At 72.3% G+C, this 16,147-nt stretch carries 14 protein-coding genes and 1 riboswitch; of the genes, 11 read left to right on the forward strand and 3 right to left on the reverse strand.

The window, feature by feature from the left end; all coding sequences use genetic code 11:
- Nucleotides 1-12: 12 nt before the first annotated feature.
- The gene (locus ACIPYQ_RS08525; protein WP_401247495.1) at nt 13-714 is read right to left on the reverse strand and encodes a hypothetical protein; all 702 of its coding nucleotides are present in this window, start codon (nt 712-714) and stop codon (nt 13-15) included.
- A 221-nt stretch (nt 715-935) separates the two neighbouring features.
- Between ACIPYQ_RS08525 and ACIPYQ_RS08530 the strand changes: the two genes are divergently transcribed.
- Together ACIPYQ_RS08530 and ACIPYQ_RS08535 are read left to right on the forward strand one after the other, a co-directional pair.
- Nucleotides 936-1,562 (forward strand): hypothetical protein, encoded by a 627-nt coding sequence (locus ACIPYQ_RS08530; RefSeq protein ID WP_401247498.1) that lies wholly within the window; start codon nt 936-938, stop codon nt 1,560-1,562.
- The gene (locus tag ACIPYQ_RS08535; protein ID WP_401247501.1) at nt 1,559-3,079 is read left to right on the forward strand and encodes a protein kinase; all 1,521 of its coding nucleotides are present in this window, start codon (nt 1,559-1,561) and stop codon (nt 3,077-3,079) included. Before ACIPYQ_RS08530 ends, ACIPYQ_RS08535 begins: the two co-directional genes overlap by 4 nt.
- On the opposite strand, the gene ACIPYQ_RS08540 is transcribed toward ACIPYQ_RS08535, so the two are convergent.
- Nucleotides 3,067-5,421 carry a YfhO family protein gene (locus ACIPYQ_RS08540; protein WP_401247503.1) on the reverse strand — a complete coding sequence of 785 codons (2,355 nt, stop codon included), beginning with the start codon at nt 5,419-5,421 and terminating at the stop codon, nt 3,067-3,069. The genes ACIPYQ_RS08535 and ACIPYQ_RS08540 overlap by 13 nt on opposite strands.
- A gap of 177 nt (nt 5,422-5,598) precedes the next feature.
- Here ACIPYQ_RS08540 and ACIPYQ_RS08545 point away from each other — a divergent pair, with 177 nt between their 5' ends.
- Nucleotides 5,599-6,222, forward strand: coding sequence for a SurA N-terminal domain-containing protein (locus ACIPYQ_RS08545; RefSeq protein ID WP_401247506.1), 624 nt, complete (start codon nt 5,599-5,601; stop codon nt 6,220-6,222).
- 28 nt (nt 6,223-6,250) lie between these two features.
- Nucleotides 6,251-7,273 carry a nucleoside triphosphate pyrophosphohydrolase gene (locus tag ACIPYQ_RS08550; RefSeq protein WP_401247508.1) on the forward strand — a complete coding sequence of 341 codons (1,023 nt, stop codon included), beginning with the start codon at nt 6,251-6,253 and terminating at the stop codon, nt 7,271-7,273.
- A gap of 13 nt (nt 7,274-7,286) precedes the next feature.
- Here the strand turns inward: ACIPYQ_RS08550 and ACIPYQ_RS08555 are convergent, their stop codons facing one another.
- Nucleotides 7,287-8,507: a globin domain-containing protein gene (locus ACIPYQ_RS08555; RefSeq protein ID WP_401247511.1), complete on the reverse strand. Its 1,221-nt coding sequence runs from the start codon at nt 8,505-8,507 to the stop codon at nt 7,287-7,289.
- A gap of 121 nt (nt 8,508-8,628) precedes the next feature.
- Between ACIPYQ_RS08555 and ACIPYQ_RS08560 the strand changes: the two genes are divergently transcribed.
- The 7 genes from ACIPYQ_RS08560 to ACIPYQ_RS08590 all read left to right on the forward strand — a co-directional run bounded on the left by ACIPYQ_RS08560 (nt 8,629) and on the right by ACIPYQ_RS08590 (nt 15,912).
- A complete protein-coding gene (locus ACIPYQ_RS08560) occupies nt 8,629-9,951 on the forward strand; it encodes a cytochrome P450 (protein WP_401247514.1) in 1,323 nt (440 codons plus the stop codon).
- A gap of 71 nt (nt 9,952-10,022) precedes the next feature.
- Nucleotides 10,023-11,057, forward strand: a complete 1,035-nt coding sequence (locus ACIPYQ_RS08565) for a transglycosylase family protein (protein ID WP_401247516.1) — start codon at nt 10,023-10,025, stop codon at nt 11,055-11,057.
- 279 nt (nt 11,058-11,336) lie between these two features.
- A riboswitch (cyclic di-AMP (ydaO/yuaA leader) is annotated at nt 11,337-11,509 on the forward strand.
- 3 nt (nt 11,510-11,512) lie between these two features.
- Nucleotides 11,513-12,235, forward strand: coding sequence for a transglycosylase family protein (locus ACIPYQ_RS08570; protein ID WP_401247519.1), 723 nt, complete (start codon nt 11,513-11,515; stop codon nt 12,233-12,235).
- 273 nt (nt 12,236-12,508) lie between these two features.
- Nucleotides 12,509-13,795, forward strand: a complete 1,287-nt coding sequence (eno, locus tag ACIPYQ_RS08575) for a phosphopyruvate hydratase (protein WP_266787795.1) — start codon at nt 12,509-12,511, stop codon at nt 13,793-13,795.
- A 100-nt stretch (nt 13,796-13,895) separates the two neighbouring features.
- Entirely contained in the window at nt 13,896-14,384 is a 489-nt protein-coding gene (locus ACIPYQ_RS08580) for a septum formation initiator family protein (RefSeq protein ID WP_361756041.1), read from the forward strand.
- Nucleotides 14,385-14,431: 47 nt separating this feature from the next.
- Nucleotides 14,432-14,974, forward strand: a complete 543-nt coding sequence (locus ACIPYQ_RS08585) for a DUF501 domain-containing protein (RefSeq protein ID WP_030716431.1) — start codon at nt 14,432-14,434, stop codon at nt 14,972-14,974.
- Nucleotides 14,971-15,912, forward strand: a complete 942-nt coding sequence (locus tag ACIPYQ_RS08590) for an exopolyphosphatase (RefSeq protein ID WP_401247523.1) — start codon at nt 14,971-14,973, stop codon at nt 15,910-15,912. The genes ACIPYQ_RS08585 and ACIPYQ_RS08590 overlap by 4 nt, the downstream gene beginning before the upstream one ends.
- The last annotated feature ends 235 nt before the right edge of the window (nt 15,913-16,147 follow it).

Consider the following 16,147-nt stretch of genomic DNA (forward strand, 5'->3'; position numbering starts at 1 on the left):
CCGGGGCACGCGTCAGTCGACGTCGTACACGTCCTGCTCGCCCGGAACGTCCACCTGTACCGGCTGGTTGATGCCGGTGTAGGCGAGGTCGATCCCCTCCGGGCCGGCCTTGGTCACCTTGAGCAGGTACGGCTCGCCCTGGGTGGCCACGAGGAAGACGTGCTTGGCCGCGACGATCGACACCGCCTTCCGGCCCGCGGCCTCGGCCGGCCCGCTTTCCACCGCGTCGCCCGAGAAGCTGTAGAACGCCTTGAGCATGCCGTCCCGGTCGCACAGGGAGGTCAGCCCCTTCAGCGCGGGATCCGAGGGCTTCTTGCGCATCCACCGGGTCGTGGCGTCCTTGACCGCCTGCTCCACATCCTCCTCGGGCAGGTCCTTGGTCCATGCGCGGGCGTAGGCCTCGTCGCCCTGCAGGAACACGTGGTCGTGGGTGCGGACCACTTTCACCATTCCTTCCGTGAACGACATCGTGCCCGTGCATTCGCCGGTCTTGCTGATCGAGAGGTTGACGTGCGTCGCCACGCCCTCGGTCACCGTCTTGCCGCTGACGGTGAACGAGGACGCGCCGCGCAGTGCGGTCACCGACTCGTTCAGTACCTTGGGGGCCGACGCGCCGGGGAACGGCTGGGACGGCTTGTTCAGGCAGCCGGTGAGCCCGAGTGCCGCGGCGCCGGCGAGGGTGGCGGCCGCGGTCAGCCGGTGAGCGGTGTGCACGGAGGGACTCTCTTCGACGGGATGCAGGTCGCAAGGAGAGTACGGGGCGCCCGAAGGGCGGTTCGGGGTGGGCGGGGCTCCGGGCGCCGGCCGCCGGACGGCCGACGGCGGGTGCCGTGCTGCGACCCTGCAACGGTTGCGCGCATCCCCTCACTCATGGCCGGGAACGCTGTATACCCTCAGACCCGAAACTTCTTCCGCACGGCCCGTCAGGAGCAGCGATGCACGGCCCCGGCCTTCCGCCGCAGCACGCCCCCCAGTCCACCGACGGGGGCGTGGTGGCACTGCGCGTGGTGTTCATGCTGCTGCCCATCCTGAGCTGCGGCTTCCTGGCCTGGGGTTCGATGCTGCGGCTCGCCCTGGTCACCCGCAAGTCCCGTGACTGGGTGCTGCTGGTGGTCACCGGTGCGCTCGCCGTCCTGTGGATGACGCTGATCCAGCTCGACCCCACGCCCGACGTCAACGGCTGGCAGGGCAACCTCGGGGCCGGCGGCTCGATCTTCACCGGCTTCGCGATCTGCGTGTACTTCCTCGTCGCCGACATCAAGCACCACGAGGCCAGGAGGGCGGCGCTGCCCGCCTACGGGTACCCGGCCGCGCCCTACGCCCACCCGCAGCAGACCACGCCCGCCTACGGGTACCCGCACGCCCAGACGCCCGTGCCCCAGCAGCCCACTCCGGCGCCGGTCCCGCCGCAGGCGCCCCCGCAGCCGACCCCGCCGCCGCGCATCGGGCAGGTCCGCGCCGAACTCGACGAGCTGAGCGAGCTGCTGCGCAAGCAGACCCCGCCGCCCGGCGGCCCCTACCAGGACCCGAACCAGACCGCGATCCAGGACCCGAATCAGTGACCGACCGGCTCATCGGAGACCGCTACCAGCTGGCCTCCATCCTGGGACAGGGCGGCATGGGCCAGGTCTGGACCGCGTACGACAAGCGCCTGGACCGCCGGGTCGCCGTCAAGCTGCTGCGTCCCGACAAGGTCGCCGGCCCCGGCACCGTCGCGGAGGAGCTGCGCCGCCGCTTCGTGCGCGAGTGCCGGGTGACCGCGCAGGTCGACCACCCCGGCCTGGTCACCGTGCACGACGCCGGCAGCGACGGCGACGAACTGTTCCTCGTCATGGGCTACGTCGAGGGCACCGACCTCGCCGACCACCTCGCCGAGCACGGCCCCTACCCCTGGCAGTGGGCGGTCGCCGTCGTCGCGCAGCTGTGCTCGGTGCTCTCCGCCGTGCACGCGGTGCCGATCGTGCACCGCGACCTCAAGCCCCGCAACGTGATGGTCCGCCCGGACGGCACCGTGCTCGTCCTGGACCTCGGTGTGGCCTCGGTGATGGACACCGACACCACCCGCCTCACCAGCACCGGCACCCCCATCGGCAGCCCCGCGTACATGGCGCCCGAGCAGGCCATGAGCGGCGCGGTCGGCCCGTACACCGACCTGTACGCGCTGGGCGTGCTGCTCTACGAACTCCTCAGCGGCAACGTCCCCTTCGCGGGATCCACCGCCCTCGGCGTGCTCCACCGCCACCTGTACGAGCCCCCGGCCCCGGTCCGCCCGAAGCGCCCGGAGGTCCCGCAGGAGCTGGAGGCGCTGCTGATGCGCCTGCTCGCCAAGGACCCGCAGGACCGGCCCGCCTCCGCGCAGGCCGTGTACGAGGCCCTCGCCCCGCTGCTGCCCGCCAGCGGCAGCCGGGCCCCTGCAGGACCGCTCGACCCGACCCGCCCCTTCCTGCGCCCGCACGCCCCCTGGCCGGACCGGGCCACCGTGATCCCGCCGCAGCCGACCTCGCCGCCCACCCCGGTCCCGACGCCCGCCCGGCCCGACATCCCCGGCGCCGTGGACGAGGCCCGCAAGCTGCTGGACCAGGGGCGGCTCACCCAGGCCGGGGACATCCTCGGCGGCATCCTCCCGGCGGCGGCCGCCGAGCACGGGGAGCACTCCCCGGTGGTCCGCTCCCTGCGCAAGCAGTACGCCGCCACGCTGATGGACGACGGCCAGTACCGGCGCGCCCTGCCGGAACTGCGCCGCCTCGCCGACGAGTTCCCGGCCGGCGACCCGCAGTCCCTGCGCTTCCGCTACGACGCGGCCCAGTGCCTGGAGCAGCTCGGCGAACCGGCCGCCGCCCTGGCGGAGTACCGCTCGCTGCTCCCGCTCTTCGAGAACCACTACGCCAACCCGGACCCGGGCCTGCCCCTGGAGGTCCGCCGCCGGATCGCCCACCTGCTGCTCTCGCTCGGCGACCGGCAGGCGGCCCACGAGACCCTGGCCCGGCTGCTGTTCGACGCGGACCGGCTGCACGGCCCGGCGCATCCCTTCCCCGCGGAGATCCGCCGGACCCTGCAGTGGCTGGGTCAGGTGCGCTGACGCCGCCCGATCGCCAGGCCCGCCAGGACGAGCAGGGCCAGCCCGGCCGCCGCGGCGCCCGGGAGCAGCCCCGGGGGACGGAACGAGCAGTCGAGCGTGGTGGCGCGGCCGTCCAGGGGCAGGGCGACCAGTCCCAGATGGGCCGCGGCCGGGCGGCCGTTGCAGGTCCAGCCGGCGATCGCGGGGACGGAGAGGACCGCCGTGCCCGTGGCCCCCGCGGGCAGCTCGGCCCGGATCCGCGAGGAGCCGACGCGCAGGGAGGTCGCCGCCGTGGCGCGCAGGCCGGCCACCGCGGTGTCGAGGCGGGCGCGGTCCAGGCAGGACAGGGTCCACCGCGGGGGCGGGGCCGCGTCGAAGACCAGGGCCGAGGAGGCTCCGCGGGAGGCGCCCAGCGGCTGCAGGGCGGCCCGGTTGCGGGGCGCGTTGCCGTTCAGCCGGAAGGCGGGCCCGTCGGCGAGGCGGGCCGTCGCGTTGTACTCCGGGGCCCACAGGTAGGCCTCCGTGCCCGCGCGGCAGACGCCGGGCACGAGCGGGTCCTCGTACACCCGGGCGCCCAGCAGCAGTTCCTGGTTGGCGAAGGGGGAGTCGCCGTAGGCGAGGGGTGCGCCGGGCGGGCGGGTCGTCACCAGCGGGGGGACCTCGGCGCGGCGGACCGTGCCGTCGGGCTGCAGGCGTGCGCCGACCGCGAAGAGGGCGTCCGTCACCGGGTTGTCGATGCTCTGGACGTTGCGCCCGCGCGAGGTCCAGCCGGCCCCGAGGGCGACCATCGTGTGCGTGAACACCTCAGGGGTGTGGCTGCTGTAGTACGAGCCGCCCTCCCCGCCCAGCAGCATCGGGTCGTTGCCCGACAGGGCGGGCCGGCTCGGGTCGGTGCGGTACGCCGGCCAGCCCTCGGCCCCGGCCAGGGCCTCGGCGCGCGCGGTGTGCGCCGCCCCCCAGGACGGGTAGTCGTCGAGCCCGCCCAGCTTCCCCTTGTGGCCGTAGGCGGTCGTCGCGGCGGCCTGGGCCAGCAGGACCACGGCCAGCAGCCCGGCCGCCGGGAGCACCAGCCGGCGGTGGCGCAGCGCCCACCAGGCGGCGCCCGCCAGGGCCAGCCCGCCCGCGAACAGCGCGTACCCCCAGTCCGTCCCGAGCGTGCTCCCGCGCGCCCACAGCACGGCGGCCGCGAGCAGTCCCGCCCCCGCCGCCAGGGCCGGCGGCCGGGGCGGGCCCGCGGCCAGACCGGTCCAGGCGGCGATCACGGCGATCCCGGCGAGCACGAAGGTCTGCCGGTACGGGCTTCCGTTCGGGGTGGCGAAGAGGTGCCAGGCCAGGTGGGTCGGGGCCCACTGGAGCGAGAGCGCCACGGCCACCGTCAGCCCGGCCCACCACAGCCGGGTGCGTGGGGGCACCGCCCGGTGGAAGGGCAGCGCGGCCACCAGGAGCAGGGTCCCGGTGCCCACGAAGACGGCGGGCGAGGAGAAGGAGTACGTCGCGGGCAGCAGCCGCGCGAAGAGGTCCGCCCAGGACACCGGCCGGAACTCCTTGACCCACCCCGGGTAGGCCTGGCCCGAGCTGAGGAAGAGGGGAACGAGCACCGGCGCCGCGAGCACGATCCCCAGCAGGGTCGTCCCGGCCGCCCGTGTGATCACGGCCGCCCGGGGCCGCAGGCCCTCCCGGGTCAGCACCACCCGTACCACCAGCACCAGCGCCGCACCGAGCGTCGCCATGTAGGCGGTGTAGAAGTTCGCCGTCCAGCAGACGGCGACGACCAGCGGCGCGAGCAGGAGCCGGCGCCCGCGCAGGGCCCATTCGCCGGTCAGGCACAGCAGCGGGAAGGCGATCAGCCCGTCCAGCCACATCGGGTTGTAGGAGGCCTCGATCACCGACCAGCCGCACAGCGCGTACGAGGCCCCGAGCAGCCCCGCCGCCCACCACGGCCCGCGGCGCTGGGTGCGCAGCAGCCAGGCCATCGCCGCCGCCGCGACCGCCATCTTGAGCACGGTGACGACGTACACCGCGAGGTCTATGTCCGCGCGCGGGAAGAGCCCGACGAGGACGGAGAGCGGGCTCGTCAGATACGTGCCCAGGTCGGGCAGGAAGCTGGTGCCGTACCCGGACTGCCAGTTGAACAGCAGTCCGCCCTCAGCACGGCCGTGCAGGAGGTCCCACAGGTGCGCGTGGAAGGGCACGAACTGATTGCCGAGGTCGTTGATGCTGCGGTGGCGCGATCCGTACGGGAAGACGCGGGCGGCGGCGTCCCCGGCGCACACGGCCACCGCCGTGAGCAGGGCGGCGAGCGCCGAGCCGGACAGGCTCAGGCGGCGTGGCGAGCGGTGCTGTGAGCGGTGCGGTGTCGACATGGTGGGCCGACCCTGGCACCACCGGGGGACCGAAGGATGGCCGCCAGATGAACGCGCACCCCGACACCTCGGGAATCGTTGGTCGAACCGGTGGCTCGGACCACCCTGACTGCATACCATCGATCACCGCACGGCCCTTGTGCACCGACGCACAATCTCCCGGCCCTGGAGGCTCCTTTGCACCGTCGCACAGCGCTCTCCGTCTCCGCCGCCCTGCTCCTGGCGGCGCCCCTGCTGTCCGCCTGCTCGGGCGAGGCCCGGCCCGGCACCGCGGCCGTCGTCGGCGGCGAACGGATCACCACCTCCGCCCTCCAGGCCCAGGTCAACGACGTCCGGGCGGCGCAGAACCGGACCGGGCAGGCCGCCGCCGAGCTCATCGCGAGCACCCCCAACCTGGAGCGGCAGAAGCTCGACTCGATGCTCCAGAGCCACGTCATCGACAAGATGGCCGACAGCGCCGGGATCTCCGCCTCCGCCAAGGAGATCGAGGACGAGCGCAAGGCGTACGTGGAGGAGAACAACGGGACCGAGCAGTTCGAGGCGCTGCTCCTGCAGAAGGGCGCCATGGCCCCCGGCCAGGTCGACCGCTTCCTGCGGGACCGGGTCCTGCTGACCAAGCTGACCGCGAAGTACGGCCAGGGGAAGCTGGAGGAGCCCGCCCGCGCCGCCGCCACCGACCTGCACATCGAGGTCAACCCGCGCTACGGCTCCTGGGACGTCAGGCAGATCAAGCTCGGCGCCGCCGAGACCCCCTGGATCACCCAGCGGACCCAGCCCGAGCAGGCACCCGCCGGAGCCTGACGGGCCCGGCCGGAGGTAGGTTCGGAGGGTGACCGAGCACTCCGAGCCCACCGCCGCCGAGCCCACGGGCCGCATCGTCCTGCTGACCACCAGCCACCGGGTCGCCCCCGGCGTGCTGTCCTGGCCGGCGTGGCAGACCCTGCACGCCGCGGACCGGGTGCTGTGCGCCGACCCCGGCCACCCGCAGCTGCCGTACCTGCGGGAGGCGGGCATCGAGGTCGCGTTCGGGACCCCGGACGCGCACGAGCTGGTCGAGGCCTGCGCGGGCGGCCGTACGGTCGTGCTGCTGCCGAGCGGCGAGGGCGACCGGCGCCTCACCGACGGGCTGGCCCGGCTGGCCGGCTCCGGCCGCGTCTCCATGCCCGACCTGGAACTGCTGCCCGGCTCGTACGACCTGCCCGGCGCGCGCCTGCTCGACCTGGTCCAGGTGATGGACCGGGTCCGGCGCGAGTGCCCGTGGACCTCGCGGCAGACCCACGAGGGCCTGGCCAAGTACGCGATCGAGGAGGCGTACGAACTGGTCGAGGCCATCGAGGACGGGGACCGGGAGGAGCTGCGCGAGGAGCTCGGCGACGTCCTGCTCCAGGTGGTCTTCCACGCGCGGATCGCGGAGGAGGGCGACGGCGGTGCCGAGGACGGCGAGGACGGCGAGGACACCGCCGGGGCCTTCTCCATCGACGACGTGGCCGCGACCCTCGTGGAGAAGCTGATCCGCCGCCACCCGCACGTCTTCGGCGACGCGGAGGCCGAGACCCCGGAGGACGTCAACGCGCACTGGCAGCGCACCAAGGCGGTGGAGAAGCAGCGGGAGTCGGTCACCGACGGGATCCCGGTGGGCCAGCCGGGCCTGGCGCTCGCGGCCAAGCTCGCGGGCCGGGTCCGTACGGGCGGCGTGGCCGTGGAGCTGCCCCGCGGCGAGGGGATCGGGTACGAACTGCTGGCACTGGCGGCCCGGGCCGAGGCGGCGGGGACCGACCCCGAGACCGCACTGCGCGCGGCGGCCCGCGTCTACCGGGACGCGATCCGCGCCGCCGAGGGCGTCGGCGAGTAGGACCGGCCGGGTTTCAGCCGGTCCCGTGGTCCTGGGGCGCGCGGCCCGCGGGGTTGTGCCAGTGCGGCGACGGACGGTTCAGGAACCACTCGCCGAAGCCCAGCGGGCGGCCTCCGGGCCCCTGCCCCGTGCCGGCGGCGGGTACGGAGTCGTGGAAGAGGCGGCCGGGACGGGCGCCCAGCTCCTGGAGGAGGTGGGCGGTCTCCTCGATGAACTGCGGCGGGCCGCTGAGGTAGACGTCCTGGTCCGGCCACAGGCCGCGGTGGCCGAGCGCGGTCGCGAGCCGGTCGGTGGCCTGGTTGCGGTGCCGCCCGGGGGCGGGCGTGATGTAGGTGACGCCGAGCCAGCCGCAGGAGGCGGCGTACGCGTCGATGAGCGGGCGGTCGTAGAGGTGCGCGCCGTCCCGCGCCACCACGAAGAGCCGTACGTCCTGATCGGGAGGGTGCTCCGCGAGGTCCTCCAGCATGGCCCGGATCGGCGCCCAGCCGGTGCCGGCGGCTATGAAGCTGACGGGGCGGTCGGCGCGGCGGAAGGTCAGCCGCCCGCCGGCGGCGCCGAGCCGCAGGACGTCGCCAGGCTGCGTCTCGCGGACCAGGGCGGTGCTGAGGCGCCCCCGCTCGATCCGGCTGACATGGAGGTCGACGGTGCCGTCGGGGCGGGGGGCGTTGCCGATGGAGTAGGTGCGCCACGTCGTCGGGACCCGCTCGCTGCTCACGCTCGTGTACTGGCCGGGGACATAGGGGAAGGGGGCGTGCGGCCGCAGCGTCAGCACGCCGATGTCCGGCCCGTACTGGAGGTGGCGCACGACCTCCGCGTCCCACCACGGCGGGTCCTCGCTCGCGTCGGCGCCGGCGATCATCGCGTCGGCGATCACCTGGTAGGCCTCGGCCCAGGCCTTCTCCACCCGCGGGGTCCAGGTCTCTCCGGAGGTCTCGGCGAGGGCGGCGAGGAGGCTGCAGCCCACGGCCGCGTAGTGCTCGGGGCGGGCCAGGAACTTGCGGTGGTCGCGCCCCAGGTCGCGCAGATAGGGGACGAGGCTCTCGTCTTCGAAGTGGGCGATCACGTGGGTGAGCGCGGCGAAGAGGCGGTCCCGCTGCCGCTCCATGTCCTCGAAGGAGGCCGGGAAGAGGTCACGGATCCCGGGGTTGTGCCAGAAGAGGTGGGAGTAGAAGAACTTGACCGCGTGCTCGGCCCGCCTCTCCACCACCGCGAAACTGCTTTTCAAGATCCTCACATCCACAAAACCGAAAGTAGGAATGTCGGGGGAGGTGAGGTCAAGCGATGGGCGATCTGCGGACAGCCGCGACGAACGGGCCATATGGGATGGCGGTCCGGCGCCGGGATACGGTCGTGCCGTGCATGAGCAGACCCCCGCAGACCCCGCCGACACTCCTTCCGCCGACGCCCCTTCCGCCGAGGCGCCGACCCTCTTCGACTGGGAGTTCGCGACCGACCCCTACCCGGCCTACGCCTGGCTGCGCGAGCACTCCCCGGTGCACCGCACCAAGCTCCCCAGCGGGGTCGACGCCTGGCTGGTCACCCGGTACGCCGACGCCCGTCAGGCCCTCGCCGACCAGCGGCTGAGCAAGAATCCGGCGCACCACGCGGAGCCCGCGCACGCCAAGGGCAAGACCGGGATCCCGGGGGAGCGCAAGGCGGAGCTGATGACGCACCTGCTCAACATCGACCCGCCGGACCACACGCGGCTGCGGCGGCTGGTGTCGAAGGCGTTCACCCCGCGCCGCGTCGCCGAATTCACCCCGCGCGTGCAGGCGCTCACCGACCATCTGATCGACGCCTTCGCCGCGAAGGGGGAGGCGGATCTCATCCACGAGTTCGCCTTTCCGCTCCCCATCTACGCCATCTGCGAGATGCTCGGCGTACCGCGCGAGGACCAGGACGACTTCCGCGACTGGGCCGGGATGATGATCCGCCACGGCGGCGGTCCGCGCGGCGGGGTGGCCCGGTCGGTGAAGCAGATGCGGACCTATCTGGGCGAACTCATCCACCGCAAAAGGGATGATCTGGGCAATGACCTCATCTCCGACCTGATCCGGGCGAGCGACCACGGCGACCACCTCACGGAGGCCGAGGCCACCGCCATGGCCTTCATCCTGCTTTTCGCCGGTTTCGAGACGACCGTGAACCTCATCGGCAACGGGGTCCACTCCCTCTTCATGAACCCCGGCCAGCGCGAGCGTCTCCAGCGCTCCCTCGCCGCCGGCGAGACCGGGCTGCTGGCCACCGGGGTCGAGGAACTCCTGCGCTACGACGGCCCCGTGGAGCTGGCGACGTGGCGGTTCGCCACCGGGCCGCTGACCCTCGGCGGGCAGCGGATCGAGGCCGGGGATCCGGTCCTGGTCGTCCTCGCGGCCGCCAACCGCGATCCCGAGCGGTTCGCGGAACCGGATACGCTCGACCTCTCCCGGACCGACAATCAGCACCTCGGGTACGGGCACGGCATCCACTACTGCCTGGGTGCCCCGCTCGCGCGACTCGAAGGGCAGACGGCACTCGCCACCCTGCTGACGCGCCTGCCCGATCTGGAACTCGCCGTTCCGACCCAAGACCTGCGCTGGCGTGGGGGGTTGATCATGCGAGGGCTTCGTACTCTTCCCGTTCGGTTCACGGCTCAAAACACTTGCGCGGCTTCTGATGAAAAGTCAGATCCCGCTTGAACTTGTGACAATCGTTCGAAGGCCGCTAGGTTCTGCCGTTACCTTGTTGTTATGCGAAAGGTGCACGCCTCATGCGTTCCGGGAACGGCCGCCACAGACGCCCCCGCCAGGTCCCCGCGCTGGTAGTCACGGCCGGAGTCACTGGCTCCGCGCTGGCTCTGCCGCTGCTAGCCGCCACCAATGCCACCGCTGCCGACACCGCGACCTGGGACAAGGTCGCCGAGTGCGAGAGCGGCGGCTCCTGGAGTGTCAACTCCGGCACCGGTGCGTACGGCGGGCTGCAGTTCACCCAGGAGGAGTGGAAGGGCGCCGGCGGACTCGACTTCGCCGAGCGGGCCGACCTCGCGAGCCGGTCCCAGCAGATCGCCGTGGCCGAGCGCGTGCTGGCCTCGCAGGGCCCGCAGGCGTGGCCGCTGTGCGGCACCTCGGCCGGACTGGAGCAGAAGGGCCCCGCCGCGAAGGTGGACCCGGGCCTGCCCGGCACCTCCGGCCCGATCGCCCCCTCGCCGTCCCGCCCGGACGACGCGGTGCCGTCCACCACCGGCGGCGAGAAGGCCAAGGACTTCGGCGCCCCGACGCACGCGGCCCCCAGCCCGACCGGCAGCCCCTTCCTCATCCCCGAGGCGCCGTCGGTCGGACTGCCCGTCATGCCGGCGCCGGACGCCCCGACCACGCCTCCCGTCGACCCGTCCCAGCCGGTGCTCCCGGGCACCCCGGGCACCACCCCGCTGCCGCCGGTCGACCCGACGGCCCCGACCCTGCCGGTGGACCCCTCGGCGCCCACGACCCCGCCCGCCACCCCCGGTGCGACTCCGGCGGACCCGGCCGCCCCGACCGCTCCGGCGACCCCGGGCGCCACTCCGCAAGGCGCTCCGGGCGAAGGCGGCGGCAAGCACCGCGGCGCGCCCGCGGCCGAGACCCCGGTCCCGTCTGACGCCGCGTCGAAGCCCACGTACACGGTGCAGGAGGGCGACAGCCTGGCGACCATCGCGAACGCCAAGGGAGTCAAGGGCGGCTGGAACGGGCTCTACGAGGCCAATGAGCAGGTCATCGGCGAGGACGCCAACCTGATCAAGCCCGGACAGAATCTGGATCTAACCACGTAATATGGACACTTCGGCCATCCGGAAAGACCTGATTGTCGGTTATCTGTAAGTGAGACATGTGTCTCTTCCGGTCAACTGGCGTGTCCCGCCCCGGGGCTTCCGCAAACCCCGCCCTCACCTGCGCAAACGCCCCTGCGGGGAGCGCAAGTAGGGGCCCCCTCTCCCCGATGTTCCTCGTTGAACATCGGGGAGAGACCTGTCTACCTTCTGAATCGCCCGCCACCGCGGGCTCCTTCGACCGCATCGCCGAATCCTGCCGGCGGACGGGGGGAACAGTCGTCGCGTCAAGCGCCGAAGGCAGGAGCGGGGGAACCAAGGTAGGTGCCGGGAGCGGCCGTTGAGAGACGGTCACGCCACCGGCTAGGGGTTAAGACGTGCGCTAGGTCGCACGGCCGGGCAACTCACTCGCCCGAACCCGACAGCTCACCTCGTAGGCGTCGGTGAGGAGAATCTCCATGCTGCTTTCCGGCAAGGGCAAGCACCGTCGCGGCACTGCCATTCAGCGGTCTGTCCGCATCGTCACGCTCGCCGGTGTCGCCGGTGTGGCCGTCGCCGCCCCCCTGATGGCCGCGGGCACCGCCAGCGCCGCCACCGCGTCCGAGTGGGACAAGGTCGCGCAGTGCGAGTCCGGTGGCAACTGGTCCATCAACACGGGCAACGGCTACTACGGCGGACTGCAGTTCTCGTCCTCCACGTGGGCCGCATTCGGTGGCAAGTCGTACGCCGCGCAGGCCAACCAGGCCTCGAAGGCGCAGCAGATAGCCGTCGCCGAGAAGGTCCTCAAGGGCCAGGGCAAGGGTGCCTGGCCGCACTGCGGCAAGGGTCTGTCGAACTCCTCCTACACCGGTGGCGGCACGGAGACCTCGACGCAGAACAAGCCGAAGGCCGACTCGAAGAAGACCGAGCAGAAGTCCACCCCGAAGGCCACCCCGAAGGCGACGCCGAAGAAGGAGACCCAGCGCTCCGAGGCCCCGACCACCCGCTCCGAGCGCCCGGCCGCCCCCGAGGCCCCGAAGACCGGCAACGGCTCGTACGAGGTCAAGCCGGGCGACACCCTGGGCACCATCGCCGAGGCCAACGGCGTCAAGGGCGGCTGGGAGAAGCTCTTCGAGCTGAACAAGGACATCGTCTCGGACGCCGACCTGATCTTCCCGGGTCAGAAGCTGAAGCTCAGCTGAACACTGCGGCAATAGCCGCAGCTGCGTACGCAACGCACAGCGTTCCCCCCGCCCGGCGCGTCTCCCCCCACGCGCCGGGCGGCGGTGTGCGTACCGGGTGACGGGCGATATCCGGAGACCTATGTCCCGGAAGAGGGGTATTCGGTCCCTTTTTCGTCCCAGGGGTCGGGCGGTCGGGCGGCCGAGTGCTCCGGGCCGGTTAGGCTCTAAGCGGCAGGGCCGTCCCACGGCCCGACACGCCACCGCACACCCAGCGTCACATCCCAGAAGGAGATGCTCGTGCCGTCCATCGACGTCGTCGTAGCCCGGGAAATCCTGGACTCCCGAGGCAACCCCACGGTCGAGGTCGAGGTGGGCCTCGACGATGGCAGCACCGGCCGTGCTGCAGTTCCGTCCGGCGCCTCCACCGGTGCATTCGAGGCCATCGAGCTCCGTGACGGTGACCCCAACCGTTACTTCGGCAAGGGTGTCGAGAAGGCCGTCCTCGCCGTCATCGAGCAGATCGGCCCGGAGCTCGTCGGCTACGACGCCACCGAGCAGCGCCTGATCGACCAGGCCATGTTCGACCTGGATGCCACCGACAACAAGGGCTCCCTCGGCGCCAACGCCATCCTCGGCGTCTCCCTCGCCGTCGCGCACGCCGCGTCCGAGGCCTCGGACCTTCCGCTCTTCCGTTACCTCGGCGGTCCGAACGCGCACCTGCTGCCCGTTCCGATGATGAACATCCTCAACGGTGGGTCGCACGCCGACTCCAACGTGGACATCCAGGAGTTCATGATCGCCCCCATCGGCGCGGAGTCCTTCTCCGAGGCGCTGCGCTGGGGTGCCGAGGTCTACCACACCCTCAAGAAGGTCCTGCACACCAAGGGCCTCTCCACCGGCCTGGGCGACGAGGGCGGCTTCGCGCCGAACCTGGAGTCCAACCGCGCCGCGCTCGACCTCATCGTCGAGGCCATCAAGCAGGCCGGCTACACCCCGGGCAAGGACATCGCGCTCGCGCTCGACGTCGCCGCGTCCGAGTTCTACAAGGACGGCAAGTACGAGTTCGAGGGCCAGTCCCGCTCGGCCGCCGAGATGACCGACTACTACGCCGAGCTCGTCGAGGCGTACCCGCTGGTCTCCATCGAGGACCCGCTGTTCGAGGACGACTGGGCCGGCTGGAAGACCATCACCGACCGCCTGGGCACCAAGGTCCAGATCGTCGGTGACGACCTGTTCGTCACCAACCCGGAGCGTCTGGCCCGCGGTATCGAGGAGGGCTCCGCGAACGCCCTGCTCGTCAAGGTGAACCAGATCGGTTCGCTGACCGAGACCCTGGACGCCGTCGAGATGGCCCAGCGCAACGGCTTCAAGTGCATGATGTCCCACCGCTCCGGTGAGACCGAGGACGTCACCATCGCCGACCTCGCCGTCGCCGTGAACTGCGGTCAGATCAAGACCGGTGCCCCGGCCCGCTCGGACCGCGTCGCCAAGTACAACCAGCTGCTGCGCATCGAGGAGATCCTCGACGACGCCGCGGTGTACGCGGGCCGCAGCGCCTTCCCGCGCTTCAAGGGCTAATCACCCCCCTGAGGGGCTGGCCTCCGTACGTCCCCGCACTCGGTCCCGTACCGTGTGCGGGGACGTATTTGCGTAGTGCGTACACAGGGGAGGCGGACCAATGGCCGGGAACCGGGATCGGTTCTCCACCTTCTCCACCGCGACCAGGCTCAAGCAGCTCGGTGAGCGGACCGCCGCCCACGTCTACCGCTCGCAGTCGCGCCGTCAGGTCCGCCGCAGCCGGCTCACGGGCCGGGCCGCGCTCCTGGTGCTCGTCCTCTGTACCCTGGTCGTCGCCCTCGCGTACCCGATGCGCCAGTACGTCTCCCAGCGCACGGAGATCGCCGAGCAGCAGCGGGCGGCCGCCTCCGCACGGGAGCGCCTGGAGCGGCTGCGCGACGAGAAGGCCCGCTGGCAGGACGACGCCTACGCGGAGCAGCAGGCGCGCAGGCACCTGCACTTCCTGCGGCCGGGGGAGATCGGCTACATCATGAGCGACCCCGGGGCCCAGCCCGCGGAACCGCACCGGACCGGCCAGGCCGGCTCCGACCGGCCCTGGTACTCGAACGTCTGGGACGGCGTCGACAAGGCCGACCGCCCCGGCGACTGAACCAGTTCCATCCGTCATAGAACCGAACGAAGAGACTTCCTCCAGGCATGCAGACGCCCCCGCCCCAGACCGACCGGACCGAGCCGACCGACGCGGACATCGAGGCGTTCGAGCAGCAGCTCGGCCGCCCGCCGCGCGGGCTGCGCGCCATCGCGCACCGCTGCCCCTGCGGGCAGCCGGACGTGGTGGAGACCGCCCCGCGGCTCCCCGACGGCACCCCCTTCCCGACGCTGTACTACCTGACGTGCCCGCGCGCGGCCTCCGCCATCGGCACGCTGGAGGCCAACGGCGTGATGAAGGAGATGCAGGCCCGGCTCGCCGAGGACCCGGAACTCGCCGCCGCCTACCAGGCCGCGCACGAGGACTACATCCGGCGCCGCGACGCCATCGAGGTGCTCCAGGGCTTCCCGAGCGCCGGCGGGATGCCGGACCGGGTCAAGTGCCTGCACGTGCTGGTCGGCCACTCCCTGGCCGCGGGCCCGGGCGTGAACCCGTTCGGCGACGAGGCCCTGGCGATGCTGCCGGAGTGGTGGGCCAAGGGCGCGTGCGTCACCCCGTGCGGGGAGAAGAAGGAAGAGGAGTCCCGGTGACCCGGGTCGCCGCCGTCGACTGCGGTACGAACTCCATCCGGCTCCTCGTCGCGGACTGCGACCCCGTCACCGGTGAGCTGGCCGAGCTGGACCGGCGGATGACCATCGTCCGCCTCGGCCAGGGAGTGGACCGCACCGGGCGCCTCGCCCCGGAGGCGCTGGAACGCACCTTCGCGGCCTGCCGCGAGTACGCCGCGGTCATCAAGGAACTCGGCGCGGAGCGGGTCCGCTTCGTGGCCACCTCCGCCTCCCGGGACGCCGAGAACCGCGGCGAGTTCGTCCAGGGGGTCCTGGACATCCTGGGCGTCGAGCCCGAGGTGATCTCCGGAGACCAGGAGGCCGAGTTCTCCTTCACTGGCGCCACCAGGGAACTCGTGGCGCACGACCACCTGGAGCGGCCGTTCCTGGTGGTGGACATCGGCGGCGGCTCGACCGAGTTCGTGGTCGGCGAGGACCACGTGCGCGCCGCCCGCTCGGTGGACGTGGGCTGCGTCCGGATGACCGAGCGTCACCTGGTGGTCGACGGGGTCGTCACCGACCCGCCGGCCCCGGAACAGATCGCCGCCATGCGGGCCGACATCGAGGCCGCCCTCGACCTGGCGGCCGAGACGGTCCCGCTGGCCGAGGCGCGCACGCTGGTGGGCCTGGCCGGCTCGGTGACCACGGTCGCCGGGATCGTCCTCGGCCTGCCGGAGTACCTCTCCGAGGAGATCCACCACGCGCGGATCTCCTACGAGCAGGTCCGCGAGGTCGGCGAGCGGATGCTGACGGCGACGCACGCCGAGCGTGCGGCGATCCCCGTGATGCATCCGGGCCGGGTGGACGTGATCGGAGCCGGCGTGCTGGTGCTCCTGGCGATCATGGAACGGATCGGCGCCACCGAGGTCATCGTGTCCGAGCACGACATCCTCGACGGAATCGCCTGGTCCATCGCCTGAACGACCTTCGAACCAGCGGTTGAGGGGTCTTCGGACCCGTGATCCACATCAACTTCGTGAAGTTCTTCACAAGGAAAAGGGGCCTGCGGGGCCGACGGAGGGGCCGTTTGGGCCCCTCCAGAGGCCCTCAGGCCCTTTTCTGCGTGTGTTCGTGCGATCGGCGGACGCCGCGGGTTCCGCCTCAGAGGTACCGACGAACCCCTGTGGTCCAGTCCGGCTGAAGCCTTGGAGGCCA

Origin of the sequence: Streptomyces sp. NPDC090045 (genome assembly GCF_044747975.1) — a bacterium.
In the GTDB taxonomy this organism is placed as follows: Bacteria; Actinomycetota; Actinomycetes; order Streptomycetales; family Streptomycetaceae; genus Streptomyces.